This is a genomic window from Rhodopila sp. (genome assembly GCF_965277165.1).
In the GTDB taxonomy this organism is placed as follows: Bacteria; Pseudomonadota; Alphaproteobacteria; order Acetobacterales; family Acetobacteraceae; genus Rhodopila.
This window is the reverse complement of sequence record NZ_CBDICE010000006.1, coordinates 478,035-498,581: the sequence shown is the minus strand read 5'-3', so window position 1 is coordinate 498,581 and position 20,547 is coordinate 478,035. Positions and strand designations below refer to the sequence as shown.

The 20,547-nt window shown below is 66.9% G+C and carries 20 protein-coding genes; 9 read left to right on the top strand and 11 right to left on the bottom strand.

The window, feature by feature from the left end; translation table 11 throughout:
- Positions 1-3 precede the first annotated feature (3 nt).
- The 5 genes from ACQY4Y_RS13905 to ACQY4Y_RS13885 all read right to left on the bottom strand — a co-directional run bounded on the left by ACQY4Y_RS13905 (position 4) and on the right by ACQY4Y_RS13885 (position 5,031).
- Positions 4-732, bottom strand: a complete 729-nt coding sequence (locus ACQY4Y_RS13905) for an SDR family oxidoreductase (protein WP_428491208.1) — start codon at positions 730-732, stop codon at positions 4-6.
- A gap of 163 nt (positions 733-895) precedes the next feature.
- A complete protein-coding gene (locus ACQY4Y_RS13900) occupies positions 896-2,137 on the bottom strand; it encodes a sugar ABC transporter permease (RefSeq protein WP_428491207.1) in 1,242 nt (413 codons plus the stop codon).
- Positions 2,134-2,976 carry an ATP-binding cassette domain-containing protein gene (locus ACQY4Y_RS13895; RefSeq protein WP_428491206.1) on the bottom strand — a complete coding sequence of 281 codons (843 nt, stop codon included), beginning with the start codon at positions 2,974-2,976 and terminating at the stop codon, positions 2,134-2,136. Before ACQY4Y_RS13895 ends, ACQY4Y_RS13900 begins: the two co-directional genes overlap by 4 nt.
- Entirely contained in the window at positions 2,973-4,127 is a 1,155-nt protein-coding gene (locus ACQY4Y_RS13890; protein WP_428491205.1) for an ABC transporter substrate-binding protein, read from the bottom strand. The genes ACQY4Y_RS13895 and ACQY4Y_RS13890 overlap by 4 nt, the downstream gene beginning before the upstream one ends.
- Positions 4,128-4,152: 25 nt before the next feature.
- The gene (locus ACQY4Y_RS13885) at positions 4,153-5,031 is read right to left on the bottom strand and encodes an AraC family transcriptional regulator (protein WP_428491204.1); all 879 of its coding nucleotides are present in this window, start codon (positions 5,029-5,031) and stop codon (positions 4,153-4,155) included.
- Positions 5,032-5,442: 411 nt separating this feature from the next.
- On the opposite strand from ACQY4Y_RS13885, the gene ACQY4Y_RS13880 reads away from it, so the two are divergent.
- Positions 5,443-6,174 (top strand): hypothetical protein, encoded by a 732-nt coding sequence (locus ACQY4Y_RS13880; protein ID WP_428491203.1) that lies wholly within the window; start codon positions 5,443-5,445, stop codon positions 6,172-6,174.
- Here ACQY4Y_RS13880 and ACQY4Y_RS13875 read toward each other — a convergent pair.
- Positions 6,171-6,941, bottom strand: a complete 771-nt coding sequence (locus ACQY4Y_RS13875) for a (Fe-S)-binding protein (protein WP_428491202.1) — start codon at positions 6,939-6,941, stop codon at positions 6,171-6,173. The genes ACQY4Y_RS13880 and ACQY4Y_RS13875 overlap by 4 nt on opposite strands.
- Positions 6,942-6,956: 15 nt before the next feature.
- Entirely contained in the window at positions 6,957-7,625 is a 669-nt protein-coding gene (locus ACQY4Y_RS13870) for a Tim44/TimA family putative adaptor protein (RefSeq protein WP_428491201.1), read from the bottom strand.
- A gap of 311 nt (positions 7,626-7,936) precedes the next feature.
- Between ACQY4Y_RS13870 and ACQY4Y_RS13865 the strand changes: the two genes are divergently transcribed.
- Complete coding sequence (locus ACQY4Y_RS13865) at positions 7,937-8,503, top strand: histidine phosphatase family protein (RefSeq protein WP_428491200.1); 567 nt, start codon at positions 7,937-7,939, stop codon at positions 8,501-8,503.
- 170 nt (positions 8,504-8,673) lie between these two features.
- A complete protein-coding gene (secB, locus tag ACQY4Y_RS13860) occupies positions 8,674-9,195 on the top strand; it encodes a protein-export chaperone SecB (RefSeq protein ID WP_428491199.1) in 522 nt (173 codons plus the stop codon).
- Positions 9,196-9,293: 98 nt separating this feature from the next.
- Here secB and ACQY4Y_RS13855 read toward each other — a convergent pair whose 3' ends face one another.
- On the bottom strand, positions 9,294-10,727 hold the full coding sequence (locus ACQY4Y_RS13855) for a J domain-containing protein (RefSeq protein ID WP_428491198.1): 1,434 nt from the start codon (positions 10,725-10,727) through the stop codon (positions 9,294-9,296).
- Between the two features lie 345 nt (positions 10,728-11,072).
- Here ACQY4Y_RS13855 and ACQY4Y_RS13850 point away from each other — a divergent pair, with 345 nt between their 5' ends.
- The 4 genes from ACQY4Y_RS13850 to ACQY4Y_RS13835 all read left to right on the top strand — a co-directional run bounded on the left by ACQY4Y_RS13850 (position 11,073) and on the right by ACQY4Y_RS13835 (position 15,084).
- The gene (locus tag ACQY4Y_RS13850) at positions 11,073-12,482 is read left to right on the top strand and encodes an MFS transporter (protein WP_428491197.1); all 1,410 of its coding nucleotides are present in this window, start codon (positions 11,073-11,075) and stop codon (positions 12,480-12,482) included.
- Between the two features lie 154 nt (positions 12,483-12,636).
- Positions 12,637-13,227, top strand: a complete 591-nt coding sequence (locus ACQY4Y_RS13845; RefSeq protein ID WP_428491196.1) for a DUF3035 domain-containing protein — start codon at positions 12,637-12,639, stop codon at positions 13,225-13,227.
- A gap of 12 nt (positions 13,228-13,239) precedes the next feature.
- Complete coding sequence (locus tag ACQY4Y_RS13840; protein WP_428491195.1) at positions 13,240-14,385, top strand: hypothetical protein; 1,146 nt, start codon at positions 13,240-13,242, stop codon at positions 14,383-14,385.
- Between the two features lie 474 nt (positions 14,386-14,859).
- Complete coding sequence (locus ACQY4Y_RS13835; RefSeq protein WP_428491194.1) at positions 14,860-15,084, top strand: hypothetical protein; 225 nt, start codon at positions 14,860-14,862, stop codon at positions 15,082-15,084.
- Between the two features lie 466 nt (positions 15,085-15,550).
- Here the strand turns inward: ACQY4Y_RS13835 and ACQY4Y_RS13830 are convergent, their stop codons facing one another.
- The 3 genes from ACQY4Y_RS13830 to ACQY4Y_RS13820 form a co-directional block, all read right to left on the bottom strand.
- A complete protein-coding gene (locus ACQY4Y_RS13830) occupies positions 15,551-16,144 on the bottom strand; it encodes a phosphatase PAP2 family protein (protein ID WP_428491193.1) in 594 nt (197 codons plus the stop codon).
- Positions 16,145-16,640: 496 nt separating this feature from the next.
- Positions 16,641-17,105 (bottom strand): VOC family protein, encoded by a 465-nt coding sequence (locus ACQY4Y_RS13825; protein ID WP_428491192.1) that lies wholly within the window; start codon positions 17,103-17,105, stop codon positions 16,641-16,643.
- Between the two features lie 176 nt (positions 17,106-17,281).
- Positions 17,282-18,742: a glycosyltransferase family 2 protein gene (locus tag ACQY4Y_RS13820; protein ID WP_428491191.1), complete on the bottom strand. Its 1,461-nt coding sequence runs from the start codon at positions 18,740-18,742 to the stop codon at positions 17,282-17,284.
- Between the two features lie 71 nt (positions 18,743-18,813).
- Here ACQY4Y_RS13820 and ACQY4Y_RS13815 point away from each other — a divergent pair, with 71 nt between their 5' ends.
- On the top strand, positions 18,814-19,419 hold the full coding sequence (locus ACQY4Y_RS13815) for a cytochrome b (RefSeq protein ID WP_428491190.1): 606 nt from the start codon (positions 18,814-18,816) through the stop codon (positions 19,417-19,419).
- Positions 19,420-19,942: 523 nt separating this feature from the next.
- Positions 19,943-20,461: a hypothetical protein gene (locus ACQY4Y_RS13810; protein WP_428491189.1), complete on the top strand. Its 519-nt coding sequence runs from the start codon at positions 19,943-19,945 to the stop codon at positions 20,459-20,461.
- The last annotated feature ends 86 nt before the right edge of the window (positions 20,462-20,547 follow it).

The window sequence follows — 20,547 nt, the reverse complement described above, 5'->3', positions numbered from 1 at the left end:
TGCTCAGAGGTCGAGCCGCTGCGGCACGATGACCAGGTCCCGAATGGTCACGTTGCGCGGCCGGGTCAGCATGAAAAGCACCGCCGCGGCCACCTCCCGCGGTTCCATCAGGCTGCCGGACGCCAACGCGTCGTCAAGCTTCGCCTGCGGCCAGTCCCGCAGCAGCGGCGTCAGCACCGGGCCGGGCGCGACGCCGCCCACCCGGATGCCGTGCGGCGCAACCTGGCGTCGCAACGTGTGCATGAACGCCTGAACCGCGTGCTTGGACGCCGTGTAGACCGGCTCGACCACCACCGGCACCAGCCCGGCGATCGAACTGGTGAATATGATGTCCCCGCTGCCGCGCCCGACCATGTGCGGCAGCACCGCATGAACACAGCGGAAGCTGGCATTGATGTTGAGATTGAGCATGCGATCCCACGCATCCGGGTCGCCCCCCATCACGTCGCCGCCGACATAGGACCCGGCATTGGCATGAAAGATGTCAAGCCGCCCGGCCTGCCCCAGGATCGCCGGCATCATGCCAGCGACGCTCGCCGGCGACAGCAGATCGATCTCCAGCGCAATGGCGCCCTCGCCCAGCCCGGCGCATGCGGCGCGCAGCGCGGATGCGTCGCGGTCGATCAGCACCACCCGCGCGCCGGCGCCCAGCATGGTCCTGGCGCATTCCAGCCCGATGCCGGACGCGGCCCCGGTTATCGCCGCGACCTGGCCGGAAAGCTCCTGGGTCATGCACTGGCTCCGCTAAGGCATGATCGCGGCTTGGGCGGAACGTTCGTCGTCCGAAGGACGCGCGGTTTCGCGCGAGGCGCGTGAATCATGCGACAAAACAAACAGCTGGACCATTCTCGGCATGCACGGTCATGCTGATAATGGTCCAGGGATGGATGGGCGCTCAGCCACGGCCGTGCGACAGGCGGGACCGCCGGGCTAGGGAATCGACAATGACCGCGATCGCTAGCACCCCGCCGGTGATCATGTAGCGCAGCGATGACGACAGATCGAGCAACGTCAGGCCGCTGGAGATCGACTGGATGACGATGATGCCAAGCAGCGCGGAATAGGCGCTGCCTCGACCACCGAACAGGCTGGTACCCCCGATCACCGCGGCGGCGATGGCATTCAGGTTCACGTCGCCGGTGCCCGCCTGCTGGCTGGCTGAGGCAAGCCGGGCGGCGGACAGCACGCCACCCAGCGCGGCCAACGCCGCACACAGCACGAAGGCGCTGGTGTAGATGCCGCCCACGTTGATGCCGGCACGCCGCGCTGCCTCCCGGTTGCCGCCAATCGCCGTCATCGCGCGGCCCCAACGGGTGCGGCGCAGCGCGTAGTCCATGCCGACCACCAGGGCCACGAAGATGCAGAACATCCACGGCACGCCGCGGGCCGCGTTGAGGTAGGCGGCAACCGCCTCGAGCACGGCCGTGAAGACCACGGCGCGGACCGCGATTCCGGCCACCGAGGGCGGCGTAAGGCCGGCCCGAAGCCGCCGCATGCGGGTGCGCCAGCCGCTGGCGAACAGCGCCAGCCCCGCCGCCGCGACCAGCAAATAAGAAAGCACGTGCGGCACGGTAAGCAATTGGCCGACATCGACCAGCCACGACCCGTAGGGCAGGTTGATTGAACCGGTGTTACCCAGGATGAAAAGCTGCAAGCCCAGCACCGCGAGCAGCCCAGCCAGTGTCGACACGAAGCTCGGCATCCCCAGCCGGTTGAACAGCGCCGCATACACCGCACCGATCACGCCGCCGGCGGCCAGCGCCGCCAGGATGGCAAACCCGACCGGCCAGCCCTGGTTCACCCACAGCGTCCCGACCAGCGCCGAGGCAAACCCGCTGACCGAACCCACCGACAGGTCGATTTCCCCCACCATCAGGATGCACACGACGCCCAGCGCGATGACGCCGGTCGTCGAGCTGTCGAACAGCAGGTTGACCAGGTTGTTGCTCGACAGGAAGACCGGATTGAGAACCTGGAACACCGTCCAGATGATCGCCAGCCCGACAACGACCGGCAGCGAGCCCAGGTCCCCCGAACGCACCCGGTCGGCAAAGCCGCGCAGCGCGCCCACCAGGCCTGCGTCGTCGCGGACACGGATATCGGCGCGGTCGAGCGGGGCGGCGCCGTCGCCGCTCACGGCCCGGCCCCAGGTGTGCGCTGGTCGGCGTGGCGGCCATCGGGGCGGTCAGCGCGGCGGTCGGCGCGGCGCGACACCGCGTTGTCGGCCGCCCCCGTGATCGCGCTGACCAGCTCCTGGTTCGACGCGTCCGGGTAGAAGATGCCGTTGTTGCGGCCAAGCCGCAGCACCGCGATGCGGTCCGCCACGGCACGCACGTCCTCCATGTTGTGGCTGATCATGATCACGCCGAGGCCGCGACCGCGCACCCGCTCGATCAGGTTCAGCACCTCGGCGGTCTGCGCCACGCCGAGCGCCGCGGTCGGCTCGTCCAGCATGATCAGCGTCGGGTCGAGCAACAATGAGCGCGCGATCGCCACCGTCTGCCGCTGGCCGCCCGAAAGCGAGGCAATCGGCACCCGCACGCTGGGAATGCGGGCGGCGAGCTCGTTCAGCAGCCGCCAGGCACGGATTTCCATCGCCACCTCGTCGAGCGCGTAGGGACCCTGCTCCCGGCCAAGGAAGATGTTGGCGACGACGTCAAGGTTCTCGCACAGCGCCAGATCCTGGAACACCGTGGCGATCCCCAGTGAAAGAGCATGGCTCGGCCCGGTCAGCGAAACCGCCTGGCCGCCGAACGTCATGCTGCCGCTGCTCGGCTGCAGCACCCCGGCAAGGATCTTCACCAGCGTCGACTTCCCGGCGCCGTTGTCGCCCACCAGCGCCACCACCTCGCCGGCATGCACGTCGAGGTCGATGTCGCTGAGCGCGGAGACCGCGCCGAACGTCTTGCCGATGCCGCGTAGACTCAGGACCGGCCCGTCGCCGCGTGGGCTAAGGACCGGCTCGCCGCCGCTCACGGCGAGATACCAAGCTGCTTGCAGCCCGCCGCGTAGCGCCCGGCGCAGAGCGCGGCGGCAGACTCGATCGGCTTGCCGTCGATCTTCCGCTCGATGATCGCCTGCTTCAGGTTCTGCCGTGTGACCAGCGTCGGCGTGAACAGTTTGGTGGGCGTGCCGAACAGCGTGGTGTCGGCCTTGGGCGTCTCACCCTGCAGCAGGGCGGCAGCCACGTCGGCCGCTGCCCCGGCCACGATCTCGCTGGGCTTGGAGATGGTGTTGTACTGGTCGCCGGCGATGATCAACTGCAGCCCGGCGATGGTCGCGTCATTGCCGGTCACCGGCGGCACTGGATTGACCCCGGCAGCCTTGAAGGCGGCGATGGTTCCCCCGGCCGTGCCGTCATTGGCGGCCACCACGCCCACGATCTTGCCACTGAAGCGAGAGATCTGGCCGGAAACCCACTGTTGCGCCTTGGCCGGCACCCAATCGGGCGTGTCGTACTCGGCCAGCGTCTTGTAGCCGCCATCGGCTAGGCCTTCGTGAATGCCCTTCTTGATCAGCCCCGCGGCGGCGTCGGTCGGCGAGCCGTTGACCTCCAGCAGGCCGCTGCCCTGGCTGGGCGCCCCGCCCGCCTTCAGATGATCCACCAGCGACTTGGCGATCGTGCGACCGATCGCCTCGTTGTCGAACGAAACGTAGAAGTCGGCCTTGGTGTCGGGAATCGGCCGGTCATAGGCAATGACCTTGATGCCCTGCGCCTGCGCCTGCTTCACCAGCGAGACAGCGGCCGTGGAGTCCACCGGGTCCAGCACGATCGCCTTCACGCCCTGCGTGATCGCGGAGTTGAATTGCTGCTGCTGGCGCGCCGCGTCGCCGTCGGCATTCTGGTACAGCACGGTGCAACTGGCGCAAAGCTTCTTCATCTCCGCGACAAAGCCCGGGTGGTCGTGCTGCTCGTAGCGGGTCGAGCTCTGGTCCGGCATCAGGAACGCGACCCGGGTATTGGCCAGCGGCGCGGCGGACGCGGTCCCGACGAGCAAGCCGGCCGCCACCATGGCCAGGATGGGCGCGGCCAGGATGCGCGTGGCCCGGATGGGCGTGGCCGGGATGCTCGCGGCCCGGATCCTCGTGGCCCGGATGGTCCCGGCCCGGATGGTCGGATGTGTCATCGGCGTCGTCTCCCGTTGTTTGTTTTCAGGCCGCCACGGCCAGGCTGCGCCCGCCACGGCGCAGGGCGCGAAAGCGCGACGGCGCCATGCCCTTCAGCGCGAGGAACTGGCGGTTGAAGTTCGAAATGTTATTGAACCCGACGGCGTAGCCGATCTCGGTCACGCTCAGGTTGGCCTGGATCAGGTGCTGGCAGGCAAGCTCGACCCGCAGCGCGTTGACGTAGCCGACGAAGGTCATGCCCGTGTGCTTGCGGAAGGAGCGGGAGAATGTGCTCACACTCTGGCGGCTGAGGCTGGCCAGGTCCTGCTCGCAGAGGTCGCCCGTGAAGTTACGCCCGATATGCTGCAGCACGACGTTCATCGTGCTGGACAGGTAGGCCGAGGCGTTCGGCTGGAAGCCGATGCTGGCGAGCGGCGCGCGCCGACCGCGCGTCAGCAGGTCGAGCACGGCCATGAACAGCGCGATCCGATGCACGCCCTCGGCGCCCAACAGGCTGCGCATCAAGGGCGCCACCTTTTCGGCAACGGCGGGTTCGAACCGGACGCCGCGGCGCGACTCGGCGAGCAACGTCTCGACCATCCGCAACTCCGGAAACGACGCGATGCAGGTCTGCGCGAAAGCGTCGGCGAACTGCAGAACGAGGCAGCGCTCATCGACCGTTTCGCCCTCGCGCACGGTGCTGATCCAGTTGTGCGGCAGGTTCGGTCCAGTGAGCACAAGGTCGCCCGGCGTGAACGCGCCAATATGGTCGCCGACATGACGATAGCCGTCGGTGGCGGTGACCAGATGAAGCTCATATTCTGGGTGGAAGTGCCAGCGGACGGTTCGGTAAGGATAGCCGTGCGACCAGACCTTGAACGATTGGTCAGCACGCACCTGCACCAGCTCGAGATCGGGATCCAACCGCATCGCTCCTGCCCTGCCGGCAGGGCATTCTATGTGACCCGCCTGATCCGACAGACTTAGAAGCAGCAAATCTCTTAACGCAACGCGATTTGCACCGCAGCAATGATACTTTTTTGCCCGCCGGCCGCACAGCCGTCCGATCTGTTCGCGCGGCGAGCAGTCCGGCATAGGCCAAGCGTATCCCCGGGGAACCTGCCTCGCCGCAAGCGTCCGGGCATGACGCCTCGCTCCACCGCCGGTATCGCCATTCGCAACCCGGATGCGAGGCCGGGGCGGGGCAAAATCCCACCACCGCCAAAGCCGCTCCAAATTGCCCTCCGCCACTAATTCAGGAAATTATCCTTGTATGATACGGAATTTTCCCCTAATTATTCACGAACAAACCTCGAACTTAGCAAGGCTAGCCCCATGTCCCTCCCGGCTACCATCGCCCCCGCCGTGCTGGACACCATCCTCCTCCGGCTCGCCGCCTTGTTCGTCACCGCCGCCAGCCCCGCCACCGCGCGCGAGGCCGCCAGCCAGACCCTGGCCGCCTACAATGTCGCAGACGAGCAGGAACTCGGCCTCGCCGCCGACATCATCGGTTTCGCCCTACACGCGCTCGAAGCGCTCGGCCAGGCCGCCAATCCCGACCTGTCGCTGGCGAAAATCCTCCGCCTCCGCGGCAGCGCCGTCAGCCTCAGCCGGGAAAGCCACAAGGCCCGCCGCAAACTCGACCAACTGCAACGCTCCCGCCGCGCCGGCGCCAATCTGCCGGCAACCGAGGCCCAGCCGAAACCGATCGCCCCCCACCACAAAACACCCCACCACAAAACACCAGGCATCGCAGCACCCGCCCGACAGCCCGGGATCGCCGTCGCCCCACCGCCGGAAGCTCGACTGCCTGCCGCCCCGCCGCCCGAAGCCACCCAGCCGCCGGCCGATGCCAGCCCGATCGCGGCCGTCGTCGCGCCGGGCAAACCCGAAGCCATGACCTGGACGCAATCCTATCGGAAGCGCCACACCGAAAGACGCCTGGCCAGGAAGGCACTCAGGGTCCAGGCCGCCCAAGCCCAGCAAGCCACCCAGCAAGCCACCCACCATCACGCACAACCGCTTCAGGCAAACCCGCACCACCCGACCCAGGCAACCAGCGCCTAACCCCGGCCCTCACCGATCGCCGGCAGATCGTCCGTCATCCCCGCCAGCACCTCGGCCACATGGCGCGCATGCACCCGATGCCCCTGCCGCCGCAGCCGCCCGGCAATGTTCAACAGACACCCCAGGTCGCCCGACAGCACCGTCTCCGCCCCGGTGGCCACGATGTCCGCGGTCTTGTCCGACACCATCCGCGCCGAGATATCGGGGTATTTCACGCAGAATGTGCCGCCGAACCCGCAGCAGATCTCCGGATCGGTCATCTCCACCACCTCAGCCCCCACCGCCGCCAGCAGATCGCGCGGCTGCTGCTTGATTCCCAGCTCGCGCAATCCCGCACACGCATCGTGATAGGTCACCGATCCATTCGGCGCCGCCGCCCCGGTATGGCTGACGTTCAGCACATCGTTCAGGAAGCTGACCAGTTCGAACGTCCGCGCCGCCATCGCGTCGGCCTGCGCCCGCAGGTTCGGGTCGTCATCGAACAAATGCGGCAGATGGTGGCGCAGCATTCCCGCGCACGATCCCGACGGCGCCACCACGTAGTCATAGCCGCGGAACGCCTCGACGATCCCCACCGCCAGATCGCGCGCGGTGCGCCGGTCACCGGAGTTGTAGGCCGGCTGCCCGCAACAGGTCTGCGCCCGCGGCAGCTCGACCTGGCACCCCGCCCGCTCCAGCAGCCGGATCGCCGCGAAGCCGACCGAGGGACGGTGCAGATCGACCAGGCAGGTCACGAACAGACCCACCCGAGGCTTCGTCCCGCTCATCAGCGATCCCCAGCCTCAGCCGCTGCGCGCGGCGACCAGGCGCCAGGTCGGGTCCTGCTGCGACAGGTCGCGCTCGAACGTCCACAGATCGGTGATCTCGGTCACCGCGTCGGCGCCGGTCACCGGGCGACCGTCCTTGTCCTTGGTGTAGCTGATCTGATCGGACACGATCCTCGCGGTGATCGCCCCAACCCGCCCCTTCAGCTCGGCCTGCTCGATCGCCAGCTTTTGCATCGACTTGATCTCGCTGACCTGGGTCTCCTCGGCCTTTTCCCGCGCGCTGATCGCCTGCTCGAACGCCCGATAGGTGTCGTCAGCCAGCAACGCGCGCAGCCCGACCCGGTCGCCGGCGGCGAACGCCGCCACGATCATCCGGAACGCCTGGTCCGCCCCGGCCAGGAACCTGGCCGGATCGAACCCGCCATCCAGCGTCCGCATCCGCTCCAGCGCCTGCCCGGTCTCCGAGGCGACCTCCGGCACCGTGGTGGCGGCCGGCGGCGTCGGCGGTTCGGCCTTGACATCGATCACCGGGCCCGGCGCCGGCCGCGGCCCAGACTGGACCGGAGGCGCCTGGCGCTCGAACCCGGTCCGCTTGCCCAGAATGCTGCGCAGGCGAAGCACCAGGAAGGCCGCGATCATCCCAAACAGCACCAGATCAATCGGAAATCCGCCGCTCACACCCATGCCGATACCTCCTGTCGACACAACAGATAGGCGCGCGGCGCGGACATGCCAAACGAAACCCGGACCCGGCGCCCCGAATCCGCCGCCTGATACCGGATCGCAGAGAAACGTCCAACGCGCAGCGTCCACGATTCGAAGCGTGAATCGGATACTCAAACAAAATATCGGATCGCAGAGAAACGTCCAACGTGCAGCGTCCACGAAATAAAATATCCGATCGCAGGGCAGCGCCAGACCCGCGGCGTCCACCATCGGGCGGCGGTCGGTCGGATGCCCAAACACAGGCTTGCCGCGCCACCCCGAACCCCTGTATGGCCGCCGCCATGATCCTGCTGCGTCACGGCCAGAGCGAGTTCAACCTGCTGTTCAGTGCCACCCGCCGCGACCCTGGACTGATCGATCCCAAGCTCACCGAACTCGGCCACGACCAAGCCCTCGACGCCGCCCGGCAACTGGCGAGCCAGGGCATCGAGCGCATCATCGTCTCGCCCTACACCAGAACCCTGCAGACCGCCCGCCCGGTCGCCGAGGCGCTGGGATTGCCGCTCATCATCGACCCGGCGGTGCGGGAACGCTTTGCCTTCGCCTGCGACGTCGGCTCGTCGCGCCCCGATCTGGAACGCGCTTGGCCGGCGCTCGATTTCTCCCGACTGGACACCATCTGGTGGCCGACCCAGGAAGAACCCGAGGCCGGCGTGATCGACCGCGCCGCAAGTTTCCGAGCCGACCTGGCGCGGCGCCAGGATTGGGGCAACACCCTGGTGATAAGCCATTGGGGCTTCATCCTCAGCCTGACCGGGCAGAGCGTGGCCAACGGCCAGTGGCTGCGCTGCGATCCGACCGGCGCCGCCCCCGAACGTCTGGTCTGGCGCGTCTGAAAATCGGCCGCTCCGATCCCTGGCCCCTCCGATCCCTGGCCGCCTGATCCCGGTCTGGCCTCACCCGCCACCGCAACGGTAAACCCGGTGGCAATCACCCCCCAGCCGTGCTACCCGGCGCGCCAACCCGAACACCGCCGGCGGCGCGGTCTTTTCAACGGAGCCCCGAAATGTCCGAGACCACCCCCTCTCCGCAGCCCACCGCCCAGCCCGCCCAGCCGCTGGTGGTCAACATCCAGTACGTCAAGGACCTGTCGTTCGAGGTGCCGGCCGCGCCGCAGATCTATAGCCAGCTCAAGGCCCAGCCGCAGGTCAGCATCAACCTCGACGTGCAGGCCCGCCGGGTGCAGGAAGGCCAGAGCATCTTCGAAGTCGCCATCGTCATCCGCGCCGAGGCGCACGACACCTCGGCCCAGGCCAACGGCCAGTCCGCCACTCCCCCGGCGACGGTGTTCGTCGCCGAATTGACCTATGCCGGCGTGTTCACCCTGAACGGCCTGCCCGACAACGCGGTCGAGCCGGTGCTGCTGGTCGAATGCCCGCGCATCCTGTTCCCGTTCGCGCGCAACATCCTGGCCGACGTGACCCGCGACGGCGGCTTCGCCCCGGTGCTGCTGCAGCCGATCGATTTCGTCGCCCTCTGGCAGTCGCGCCGCGCCCAGGCCGGCGCCGCCAATCCCGTCGTCGCCTGAGAGCGCCCAAAGTCGAGTTGGGCGGCGTCCTCTCGGTCGCGTCGGACGACCGCCGCGCTGGCCCCGGCGGCACTCCCCTCCACCCGGCGACCCCGCCGTCAGTTCCGCTCGAACGCCTGATCCGGAATGTTGGCCGCCGCCTGGGGGCCAGCATCGGGCTCCACCACCAACCGCGATTGGGCCGGCGAGGGCAGCGCCACCTGCATCCGCCATGCCCGCATCCCGGCGGCGAACGAGTTGCAAGCCCGGCTCCACAACTCACCGATGGCGAATTCCGGATGCAGGGTCCCGCTCGGTACGCCATCCAGCACCGCGTGGCCCTGCGGCTCCAGGAACACCGAGACCACCACCGCGCCGGAGTCGTCGCGCAGTTTCACTACCGCGGGCTGCAGCGCGCGGTTCTCCAACTCCAGCCGGCCGGTCCCCGAACCTCGGCGTTCCAGCAATTCGCCGTCGCGCGGGGCGGGCCCCGCGTTGTAGCCGCAATAGGCGCGATGCGCCGCGGCCGGATCGCCCGGGGTCAGCCGGGCCGCGCTGATCAGACCGTTGCCGCGATCGTTCACCAGCACCTCTACCATGCCGTTCTGGCTGAACAGCCGGATCGCCTGGACCATGCTGAACGGTGGCAGCCGGCCAAGCGGCAGCAACATGTTACGCTGCTTGTCCAGCGCCCAAAGCATCGCCGGACCGGCACCCGGACCCACGTAGAAGTTTGGCACGCCGGCCAATCGCACCGGCGCGGGACCATACAGCACCGCCTCATGCGCGCTTGGCGACAGCGGATCGACGACGGCGGCGTTCGGCCTGATCTCGGCCTGCACCACCTTCTGCCGCGGCGAAATCAAGTGCACCGCCGCCTGATAGACGCTCAGGCACAGGAACGCCGCCAGCCCGACCCAGATCAGCAGCGGAATCTCCGACGCCCTGGACTGCAGCACCCCCGCCCGGCCGGCCCCCACCGGGCGTGCCCCCGCTGGGCCTGCCCCCGCTGGGTCTGCCCCCGCCTGCGGTGCCTGCGGAGCGCCCGAGGTCCGGCCTTGCCAGCCCGCGCCCAGGGTCGTCGAGAACCCGCCCCACCAGGCCTGGGATTTGCCGGCGAACCCGCCCTGCACCGCCGCAGAACCAGCAGATTCCCGCCTCGCCGCGGAACCGGCAGACCCACCCTGAGCGGCCGTGGAACCGGTGGACCGCGTCTGCCCGGGCGCGAGATCGAACGGCGAGGAGTAGTGTCCGCCCAGCGGGTCCTCAGATGGGCCGGCGCCTCGCCGCGCGAGGGTCGGATCGGTCACCGCCAACGCCATGTCGCGGGCCTTGCGATCATAGGCGGCGCGCCGGTCCCGCTTGGACAGCACGTCATAGGCCTGCCTGACGGCAACGAACGAAGCGGCATCCCCGGTCCTGGGCACATCGGGGTGCAGCCGCCTCGCCTTGCCGCGGAACGCCGCGACGATCTCGACCTGCGACGCTTCCGGCGCCACGCCAAGACAGCGGTAATAGCCGTCGGGATCCAATCGGTTTTGCGGTGGCAGCATGCAAGCCGGATGCTAAACGATTTTCAACCGGACCGTGCATGCGGAAATCATTTTCTGTCCGACTGCGAGCCGCCGGTGTCACGCCCGGACCTTGGGCGTTCCGCTCGGGGCGATCATCGGCTAATGTCCTGCCCCGGAATTCGGCGCATCAAGCGGCGGAGGTATGGATCGGCAGGCCACTGAAAACAAAGAGCGAGTGTCGCGAGACTGATGTTCGCCCGATATGGCGAGCTTCGGACTCGGGACACTAGCGTTCAACGAACGCCGCACCAGCCGAACCGGGCGCGGCGGATAACGGTGTCCACGGCGTAACAAACGGGCACCAGGCAAATTTAGGGAGTGGGCGTGTCCGACCAAAAATCAGCCGCACTGCGCTGGGCGGCGCTGGTCGTGCTGCTGGCTGGCGGTTTCATGCCGCCGCTGGACTTCTTCATCGTCAACGTGGCGCTGTCCTCGATCCACGACAGCCTGGGTGCGACGCCGGCCGAACTGCAACTGGTGATCTCGGGCTACGCCTGTGGCTTCGGCGTGTTCCTGATCACCGGCGGCCGGCTCGGCGATCTGTATGGCCGCAAGCGCTGCTTCCTGATCGGCCTGGCGGGGTTCTCCCTGGCCAGCCTGGTCTGCGGCATCGCCGCCTCCGCCGCCGAACTGGTGATCGCCCGGATCGCCCAAGGGTCGGCCGCGGCGGTGCTGCTGCCGCAGGTGCTGGGCTCGATCCGAGCGCTGTTCCCGAACGAGCGGGAACTGGCCAGGGCGATGAGTGCGTACGGCGTGATGATGGGGATGGCCGCCGCGATCGGCCAGTTCAGCAGCGGCGCCCTGTTGCAGTGGGATCCGGCCGGGTTGGGCTGGCGGGTGATCTTCCTGGTCAGCCTGCCGGTCTGCGCGGTCACCCTGCTGTTGGGCTGGAAGATCATACCGGAGACCGGAGGAGGCGGCAGCGTCCGCCTCGACCTCGGCGGTGCGGCGCTGATCTCCTTGGTGCTGGCCGCGATCGTGGTGCCGCTGTCGGTCGGGCGCGAGCAGGGCTGGCCGGCCTGGGTGTTTGCCATGCTGGTGGCCGAACCGGTGCTAATCACGGCCTTCATCGGCTACGAGCGACGGTTGCGCCGGCTGGGCGGCATGCCGCTGGTGGACATGGCGCTGCTGCGCATTCCCAGTTTCCGCCGCGGCGTGCTGGTCGCCGCGTTGTTCTTCTTCACTACCAGTTTCTACCTGCTGTTCGGGTTGTACCAGCAAGAGGGGCGAGGACTGCCACCGCTGCAGGTCGGGCTGGCCATCGTGCCCTATGGTCTCGGGCTGTTCGTTGGCCCGCTGATCAGCGCCCCGATGGTCCGGCTGCGGCCACGGCTGTTGTCGATCGGCATGGCGATCCAGGTCACCTTCTATGCCGTGGTCGGCGCCCTGGTGGCATTCGGCATCGACGGCACGGCGCTGACGGCGGCGGTCTTTCTGGCCGGCCTCGGCCAGGGCGTGGCGTTTCCGCGGCTGTTCGCGACCGTGCTGGGTGACGTGCCGGCGGCGCAGGGCGGGGTGGCCGCCGGGATCACCAACTCGGCGATGCAGATCGGCGCGGCGATCAGCGTGGCGGCGATCGGCAGCCTGTTCTTCGGGGTTCTCGGCGGCGCGAGCGGAGAGCGCGCCTATGCGCATGCCTTCGCGATCGCGCAGTGGGCCACGACAGCCGGCCTGTTCCTTGCTATGCTGCTTGCGCTGCCGCCTCGGCGGCCCTCGCCCAGCCTCCGGACTTAGAGCGGTTTCCGTTCGCCTTGGCTCACGGACCCCACTCTAATGATTTGTTTGATCGCGTGATTCACCGCTTCGGTGATGCCACCGGCACGGATCACGCTCCGACGATCAGCCGCACCCTTGCGGCGCAGCCACGTCAATGAGTATGGAGCGACGCATGCGAACCCTTCCCTCCCGCCCGATTCGCGGTGCTCGGCTGCTGCTGGGCGGTGGCTTGACGTTGGCCCTGCTGAGCCTGGGCGGCTGCGGCGGCGACAAGCTGGCGCGCACCTTCGGGCTGACCCGGGACGCGCCTGACGAATACACCGTGACCACCCGGGCACCGCTGTCGATGCCGCCGGACTACAACCTTCGGCCGCCCAGGCCCGGCGCGGCGCGGCCGCAGGAACAGACCGAGCGTCAGCAGGCGCAGGAAGCGCTGGTGCCGCAGACCGCGCTGGATCCCCCGCAAACCGGCACTTCGGCCGGCGAGGCGGCATTGGTGCAAGAGGCCGGACCGCCGGCGCCGAGCGATATCCGTAGCCGGATCGACCAGGATGCCCGCTACGCCGCCAACGACGACAGCTTCATCGACAAGGTGCTGTACTGGCGCAAGCCGAACATCGAGCATGCCCAGGTCGATGCGCAGAAGGAATCGCAGCGGCTGCGGCAGAACGCAGCCCTCGGCGAGGCCACCAATGTCGGCCAGACGCCGATCATCGCGGCGCCGAAGCGGGGCTGGTTCAACGACCTGTTTTCCTGGCTGTAGGCCGCCCCTCGGGTGACCGCTGAGGTCCACTTCGTGCAGGCCGGTGATGCGCCGGTCCTGCTTGGCGTCGGCGGCGAGGCACTGCGCTGCGGCTGCGGCAACCTGTTGATCGAGGGTTTCGACCCGGCGCAGTTCCTCGGTGTCGGCATCCGCTGCGGCCGCTGCGGATCAGTGACGACCTCGGCGCCTTTGGCGGAGGGCAGGATGTTGCCGGCCTTCGTCAGCACCGCGGAGCCGTCGGCCGAACCGCGGCCGCGGGCGATGAAGGTGCCGGCTCGGGTCGCGCTGGTGGGACGCGCCGAGATGGAGCGCCTGGCGCCGCTGTTCCGGCCGGCGACGCCGGATCCGACCTATCGGTTTTCCCAAGGCCTGCTGGACCAGGCCGAGGCGGCGTTCGAGCGTCATGTCGGCGGCGCGCTGCCGGCGGTGGCGGCAGATCCGGCCAACCCGTTCACCGGCCTGCCCGATCACGCGCTGGCATGGTCGGTGCGGCACCTGCGGGCCGCGATGAGGGAGGCTTCGTGGGCCGCGATGGGCGATGCGCCGACCGCCAATGCGGTGGATCACGTCGCCGGTTTCCTGCATTTCGTCGCCACCTGGTCGCGCCATCCGCTGTTTCCGGCGATGGCGGCGACGGTCGGCGACCGCGGCTGCGGCCTGCACGGCCTGGCGCCGTTCGCGGCGGCGCACGCGCTGGCACTGATGGGCAACCGGGTGGGATTCGAGGAGCCGGTGGGATATCCGGCTCGGGTCGGCGGTTTCAATCTCGCGGTCGGCGGCACCGAGACGGTTGGCGTTCACCTGGAGGTGTTCGACCGGTTCGAATACCCGTTCGGCCAAGCCTGGGATCCGCCAGTACTGTGCGCGGCGGTGCTGGAGGTGATGGCGGCGGCGCAGGGGCGGATCAATCTGCGCAATCGGGGTGTGTTGCTGCTGTCTCCGGGCAGCGCCCTGCCGGGTTTTGACGAGGCGCTGATCGAGGCGGTGCAGGCAGCGATGCAGACGCTGGGGAGGAAGAACCGCGGGCTGATGGCGGTGGCGCCGATCGTGCTGCGGCTGCAGGCGTTGGCGGACCCGCACGCGGTGCGGTTCGGCTATGGGCTGTTCCCGGTGGTCAACCGCCACTACAGTGGTGATGCTGCGCTGCAGGGCGGGTAGGCCGGAACGCTTGGGTGTCCCGCCGGATGGTGCGACGCTTTCCGGCGATCGCCCTTCACCGGTTCCGTCGCCGATTCGGCATGGCCCTGTCAGCGGCTGGTATCAGACGATCTCGGAGGGGTTGTCCGATAGCTCCGAAAAGTAAGCCAACGGGCGTCCTTCAACAATACCCCGGAATAGCTGCAAAGCCGACACGAACAAGCCACAAAACAGCATTAAATTGCTGTTTTTGTGGAGACTTTTCGGATGTTTCTTCCGCCTATCACCACAATAGCGGGATTTCTGGTTTTGGCAGCGATCATAGTAGTCACGATCTACATCGCGCGCTTTTGGCGCGCCTAGGCACATTGGCGGAATCGTGTTGCTCGATTCGCACATTCTCGCGCCACGGATGTGCCATAGTAGAGCCTCGTTTTGCTTCAATGATACGTTCTGGGTTTGGCAATGTGCCAATCCGCTGCCTTCGGAGTGAACATGAAACGCAACATCGTATTGGCCGTTATGCTGGCGATCAGCCCGCTGACAGGTGCCTTGGCACAGACAACGACTGGTAAAACGGCGGAATCGACTGCCGCTGCAAGCCCGCACAAGGGTGGAGCAACCGGATCGACGGTCGTTCCGGGCAACAAGAGCACCATGGCTGGCAGTCATAAGGCCACAGCAGAGACCAAGAAGGGTCGCGTTTCCGGCGGGAAGTAACCCCCCTCGCCGGGTTGGGACGGCGGCCTGCTCATCTAAAGGGTAGCCCGCCGCCTCATGGCTCAATCCTGTACAAAACCTTTGATTCCGCAGCCAGACGTTACGTTCCGCGAAGCGGACAGCACGACGGACAGAGACCGGGTTGCCGCGCTGACGCCTGCAGAGGTGGGAAGTCGCCGCGCAGGCGGACACAGAGTAGCATGGCCCGGATGAGGCATCCTGGCGCTTGGTGGGCGTCTTCATGCCGGAAGGGCGGCCAGCGAAACGCCATGCGGCTCGATGCCGAGGTTATCGACTGGTTCATAAGGCCAAGGCGCGGGCTGGCAGACCCAGGTGAACGCCGTCCTGAGATCTTATGTCGAGGCCTGCGAGCGGCAGGGTCCGCTGTGATTCGCGCCACCACGTCGTTGCAACTCTTGGCGCCGCTTCGACCGGAGCGCCGTCGTCGAGCTGTCAGGACGCTGCATCAATTGGCCAAATGGCGCTGGAATTGTGGCGTGCCGCGGCAGACGGGGACATATTTCGCGACGGCGTAGGCGGTGTGGCGGATCGCGGCCTCGGCCGGCAGGTGAAGGCCGTGGAACAGCACCGCGACGGCTACCATCACCGCGACCAGCGGTGCGATGTTCAGGCGCGGCGGCGCTCCCGAGAAACGCAGCAATGCGATGGCACCAGTCAGTCCGACGGCGGCGCCGAGCACGACCTCGGGCAGTGAGTGCGCGCCGAGCACCAGGCGGGAGATGCCGACCACGACGGCGGCGAGCAGGGCCACCGGCAGGATGATGTCGCGGCGACCGCTGAGGATGGCGGCCAGGCCACCGGCCACCATGGTGGCGGCGGCGACGTGTCCGCTGGGGCTGCGCACGTCGAACGGGCCGAACACCGGCGTGCACGACAGAAACATCAATTTCAGCGCCAACATGACGCTGAAGGTTGCGGCCACCACCAGCAGCCAGGCGGATGCACCGCGGCGCCAGCCTTGAAAGGCGAGGCCGATCGCGATCGCGATCACTAGCGGGATGATGACGGCTTGGTCAGCGAAGTCGGTCAGGTATCTCACGCGGGTCCCTATACCGGACGGGATGTTAACAAACTGTGCAGATTGGGTTTCGGGGGTGAGAAAATCGCCGATCGGGCGCGTCGTTGGCGGTTCGGATGCGTGGTGATAGACGCATCTTTGGCCGGCTTGAAATCACGGCTTGCGTAGCGCCGCGGGGGTGGACCGTGGGCGGCGGCGGGTTTGCGGGCTTTGGCGGGTGCGTGGTGGTCGCTGACTGCATTAAGTCTGGGTAACGGACAGGCGACCGAGCGGTGAGTGCGACCGGGGTCGGGAGCGTGCCGGCCGTGGTCGGCCCGGCGGCGGGATCGATTACCGTCCAGCCCGATCGACACGGCGGAGTCGACTACTGTCCGGCCGTGGTTGGCCCGGGGGTGGGTGTCATCGCGGTCGCAAGCGGCAAGCGGCCGCGATGGTTGAGCAACGAGCCAGCATTGCGCTGGCCGGGATCGTTGGCACCCCAGCCAGCAGGGTTTTCGCCGACCGGGTCGATGCGCGGTCAGGTCGAGGAGGACATGGCGTTCATGCGGCGTTCGATTTCGGGCAGCGTTATGTCCTCGATATGAGTGGCGATGTGCCAGGTGTGGCCGAACGGATCGGTCAGCGTGCCCAGGCGGTCGCCGTAGAACTTGTCCTCGGGCTGGCTTTTCACCGTGGCGCCGGCGGCGACCGCCTTGGCCATCATGGCGTCCACGTCGGCAACATAGAGGTGCAGGCTGACCGGCGAACCGCCGAACGCAGCGGGCGCCTTGGCGTCATGGGCGGGAGCTTCGTCGGCCAACATGAAGCGGCTGTCGCCGATCTCCATCTCGGCGTGGCCGATGCGGCCGCCGGGTGCCGGCAGGCGCATCTGCTCCCTGGCGCCAAAGGCTTCGCCGTACCAGGACAGCGCGCGGGCGGCGCCGTTGACGATCAGGTAGGGGGTGAGTGTGTGGTAGCCGGATGGGACGGGCGATACCGGCATCGATGGGTCCTCCTGTTATTGAAACCACTTGTAGAAATCACGGGGTGATGCTGGCTCAGTCGGGGCCAAATGTCAAGAACATATTAGGAACTTTGGGCTGAAAACCGGCCACCGCGCGAAGTTGCAAATAGCGGGAGCAGCCAGCGCGGGCCGATGTCGCGGGATCATCGGTCTGTTTAAGGAACGAATTTGTTGGGCTTTCGTGGGTCCCAGCGGTGCTGCCCGGTGATGAACGTGACCCAGCCGAGCGCCGCCCCGCTGTGGCGCAGCAGCTGGAAGCTGAACGGCTCGATCAACGCCGCCAGCACCGCCCAGCCGATGTTGACCCGCGCGCGCGGACCGACCCAGTGGCGATACAGCACGATCGACCAGAGGTAGAACAGCAGATCGAGCGCGATCTTGCCGCCGATGATCCCGGCGACCGGATTGACCACCGTGTCGCGTCCGGTCAGCGCGTAACCGATCAGCAGGATGATGCTGGTGAGGCCGTATAGCGGCTGCATGGTATCGAATGCCTTGACCGGCAACATGCGGGTGCCGAGGCGGCCGTAGCCGGGGGCGCCGATCATGTGGCGATACCATAGCTGGGTCTGCAGGAAGCCGCCGAACCAGCGTCGCCGCTGGCGCAGGAAGGCGCCGATCGTGCTGGGCGCGTCGGTCAGCGCTCGGGCTGCGCCGATCACGTCGGTGCGCCAGCCCAAGGCGTGCGCGGCGGCGTGGTTGAGCAGGCGGTGGGAGAGTTCGTAGTCCTCGACCAGGCAGTCGGTGTCGAAGCCGCCGACCGCCAGCACCGGTTGGCGGCGGTAGGCGGCGAACGCGCCGGAGATCAGCAGCAGCCCGTCCTGGCGCGCCCAGGCGTAGCGCGAGAGGAAGTTGCGCATGTACTCGTAGGTCTGGAACCACTGCAGCAGGTGGCCGCCGGCGGTTGCCGAGCAGACCGGAAACAGCACGCCGGTCGCCGCGACGAGGGACGGGTCGGCGCTGAACGCGTGGCGCATCGCGGCGGCCGCGCCGGGGTCCAGCAGGGTGTCGGCATCGACGGTCATGACCAGGTCGGTGCCGATGGATTCGAGGGCCGCGTTGAGCGCGCGGGCCTTGCCTTGGTGTGGCAGGCGCAGCCACCGCAAGCTGGGGTGGTGTGGGCTGGCCGCGCTGATCTCGCCGAGGGCGGGGGGTTGCAGTTGGTAGAGGCGAGCGAGCAGGTCGGCGGTGGCGTCAGTGGATCCGTCGTCGGCGATCACGATTGCTTCAGGCGGTGGGGTCTGGTCGAACAGCGCGGCCAGGGTTTGCGGCAGCACGGCAGCCTCGTTGTGGGCGGCGATGATCACGCCGAGGGTGCGGGGTTGATGTTGTCCGGGTGCGTCTTGCCCGCGTGGCGCGGCCCGTTTTGCGCGGCGGACAAGCGGCAGGGTCTGGACAAAAACAAACAGCAGCAAGGCGGTGTCGTAGGCGATATAGGCGACCCCGATCGACCAGGCGAAGACAGTCTCGGCTCCGAAGGCGCGCAGGAACAGCAGGACCCACAGCAGCGTTATACCGCCATGGATCAGCACGGCGCGCAGCGGTGTCGGTGGCGGTGCATAGCGCGGCGAGGTGGCGTGGCGCGCCCGTTCCAGGTCAAGCGTGAAGGACGACATGGGGCGGAAACAGATCCCGTGGTGTAAGCGGCTAGCTTGAAACTGTCGCCGGGCGGCGAATATTCCAGCCAGTGTCACAAATAGTCACTCAATCATCCGGTGGGGTGCCGGCCCCGCCGCGGGCCGCTCGCTATACGCGGGTGGCGATCGTGCTGCATTGGGTGATCGCCGCGCTGATCGTGGTCAACGTGGTGCTCGGACTGAGCGCCGATGCGCTGCCCGATACGTGGGGCCGTCCGGCGATCGACTTGCACAAGTCGTTCGGGTTGACGGTGCTGGGTTTGGTGCTGGTGCGGATTCTGTGGCGGCTGTCGCATCCGCCTCCGCCGCTGCCCAGCGGGTATCGGCGGGTGGAGCGGGTGGGCGCGCATCTGGCGCATGCGGGGTTGTATGGGTTGATCTTGCTGCTGCCGATTTCAGGCTGGCTGCATGACTCGGCGTTCAAGAATGCGGCGGCGCATCCGCTGCGGCTGTTCTGGGTGATCCCGTGGTTTCGGATCGCGGCGATCCGGGATATGCCGGCGGGGCCGAAGGAGGCTTTTCATGCCGAGTGGTTCGCGGTGCATGTGTGGGCGGGGTACGCGCTGTACGCGTTGGTCGCGCTGCATGTGCTGGGGGCGTTGAAGCATCAGTTTTTGGATCGGGAGGCGGAGTTGAAGCGGATGGGGTTGGGGTGAGGAGGACCGGCCAGATGCCGGCTGGCGGCAGGCCGATCCGGTAAGACTTGTAGACCTGAGTTGGCGAAGTTGACCTTCACGACTTTCGTCGCTGGAACCAGCCGTCGCGCAAAGTCGGCAGCACTGCAACGAATTTGCGAACCCGCAATGAACCGATGCAAGATCCAGGGCAGTGCGAGCGGCAAGGTTTGCCGCGAAATGCTCCGAAGTCGTGAAGAAGTTGAAATGGCCCGTCTGAATCGAGTTGTGGACCAAGGGATTATGGTTCCCTAGCCAATCTTCCAGTGATATGCTAGTTACTCGTTATTAATCGCTGTTGCGCGCACTGCGGAATATCTGCCTGTAGGTACTTGATAGGCACGCGATACTTGGGTCGGATAGGCTCATGTAGCTCACGACATCGCAACCACAATCAAGCGAATGTGTTCTCCGGCACACTCCGGCGACTCCAGGATTTATCTTGGCTCTGAAGCAGCGGGTGTAGCAGATTCCGCGCCCCGATTTAAGCTTTCAGGAGCGTTCGATGAGTTCCGACGATCAACCGCCACTTCACTATAATCGTGGCGTTATGAAAATGGTCAGCCATGTTGTGTTATGGCTGCGCCGTTACCGAAACCTGACCACGACGCTGGAACAGGTTCTTATCCTCGCGTCAGCAACGGCCTTTTTGGCGTGTGACCGCAACCGGCTGGCTCCACAGTTCGCCATTGCTATCATCTGCGTGGCGATGGTCACTCGTGGTGCGTGGGCTGCGGCAATGGACGGCATAAAGACCTGCCTCAGCACGCAACTCTCTGGTATCTATATGGGTCTTGCCATTGCAAGCATCGTCGTGTTGCTTGGGAAATCATATCCGCAGCCGTACATCTCTCGGTTTGCCATCGAGCTTTCCTATGTCGCCATGTTCATTGCATTCTGGACGCATGTGTATTTGGGCATGTTCGTGGATGTTGCTATGACGCGCCAGGATCAATGGCAGAAAGGCTACGTCTGGCGTCAACAGAGGGTTGCTGCTGTCCGGCGATGGCTCCGGCATCAGTAAAGCAAGAGGTGGACGCCGGTTTGTTCGCTTCCGCGATATCGTTTCTATGCTTCCTTTGAGCGAACGTCCAAGCCAGTCGTTACACT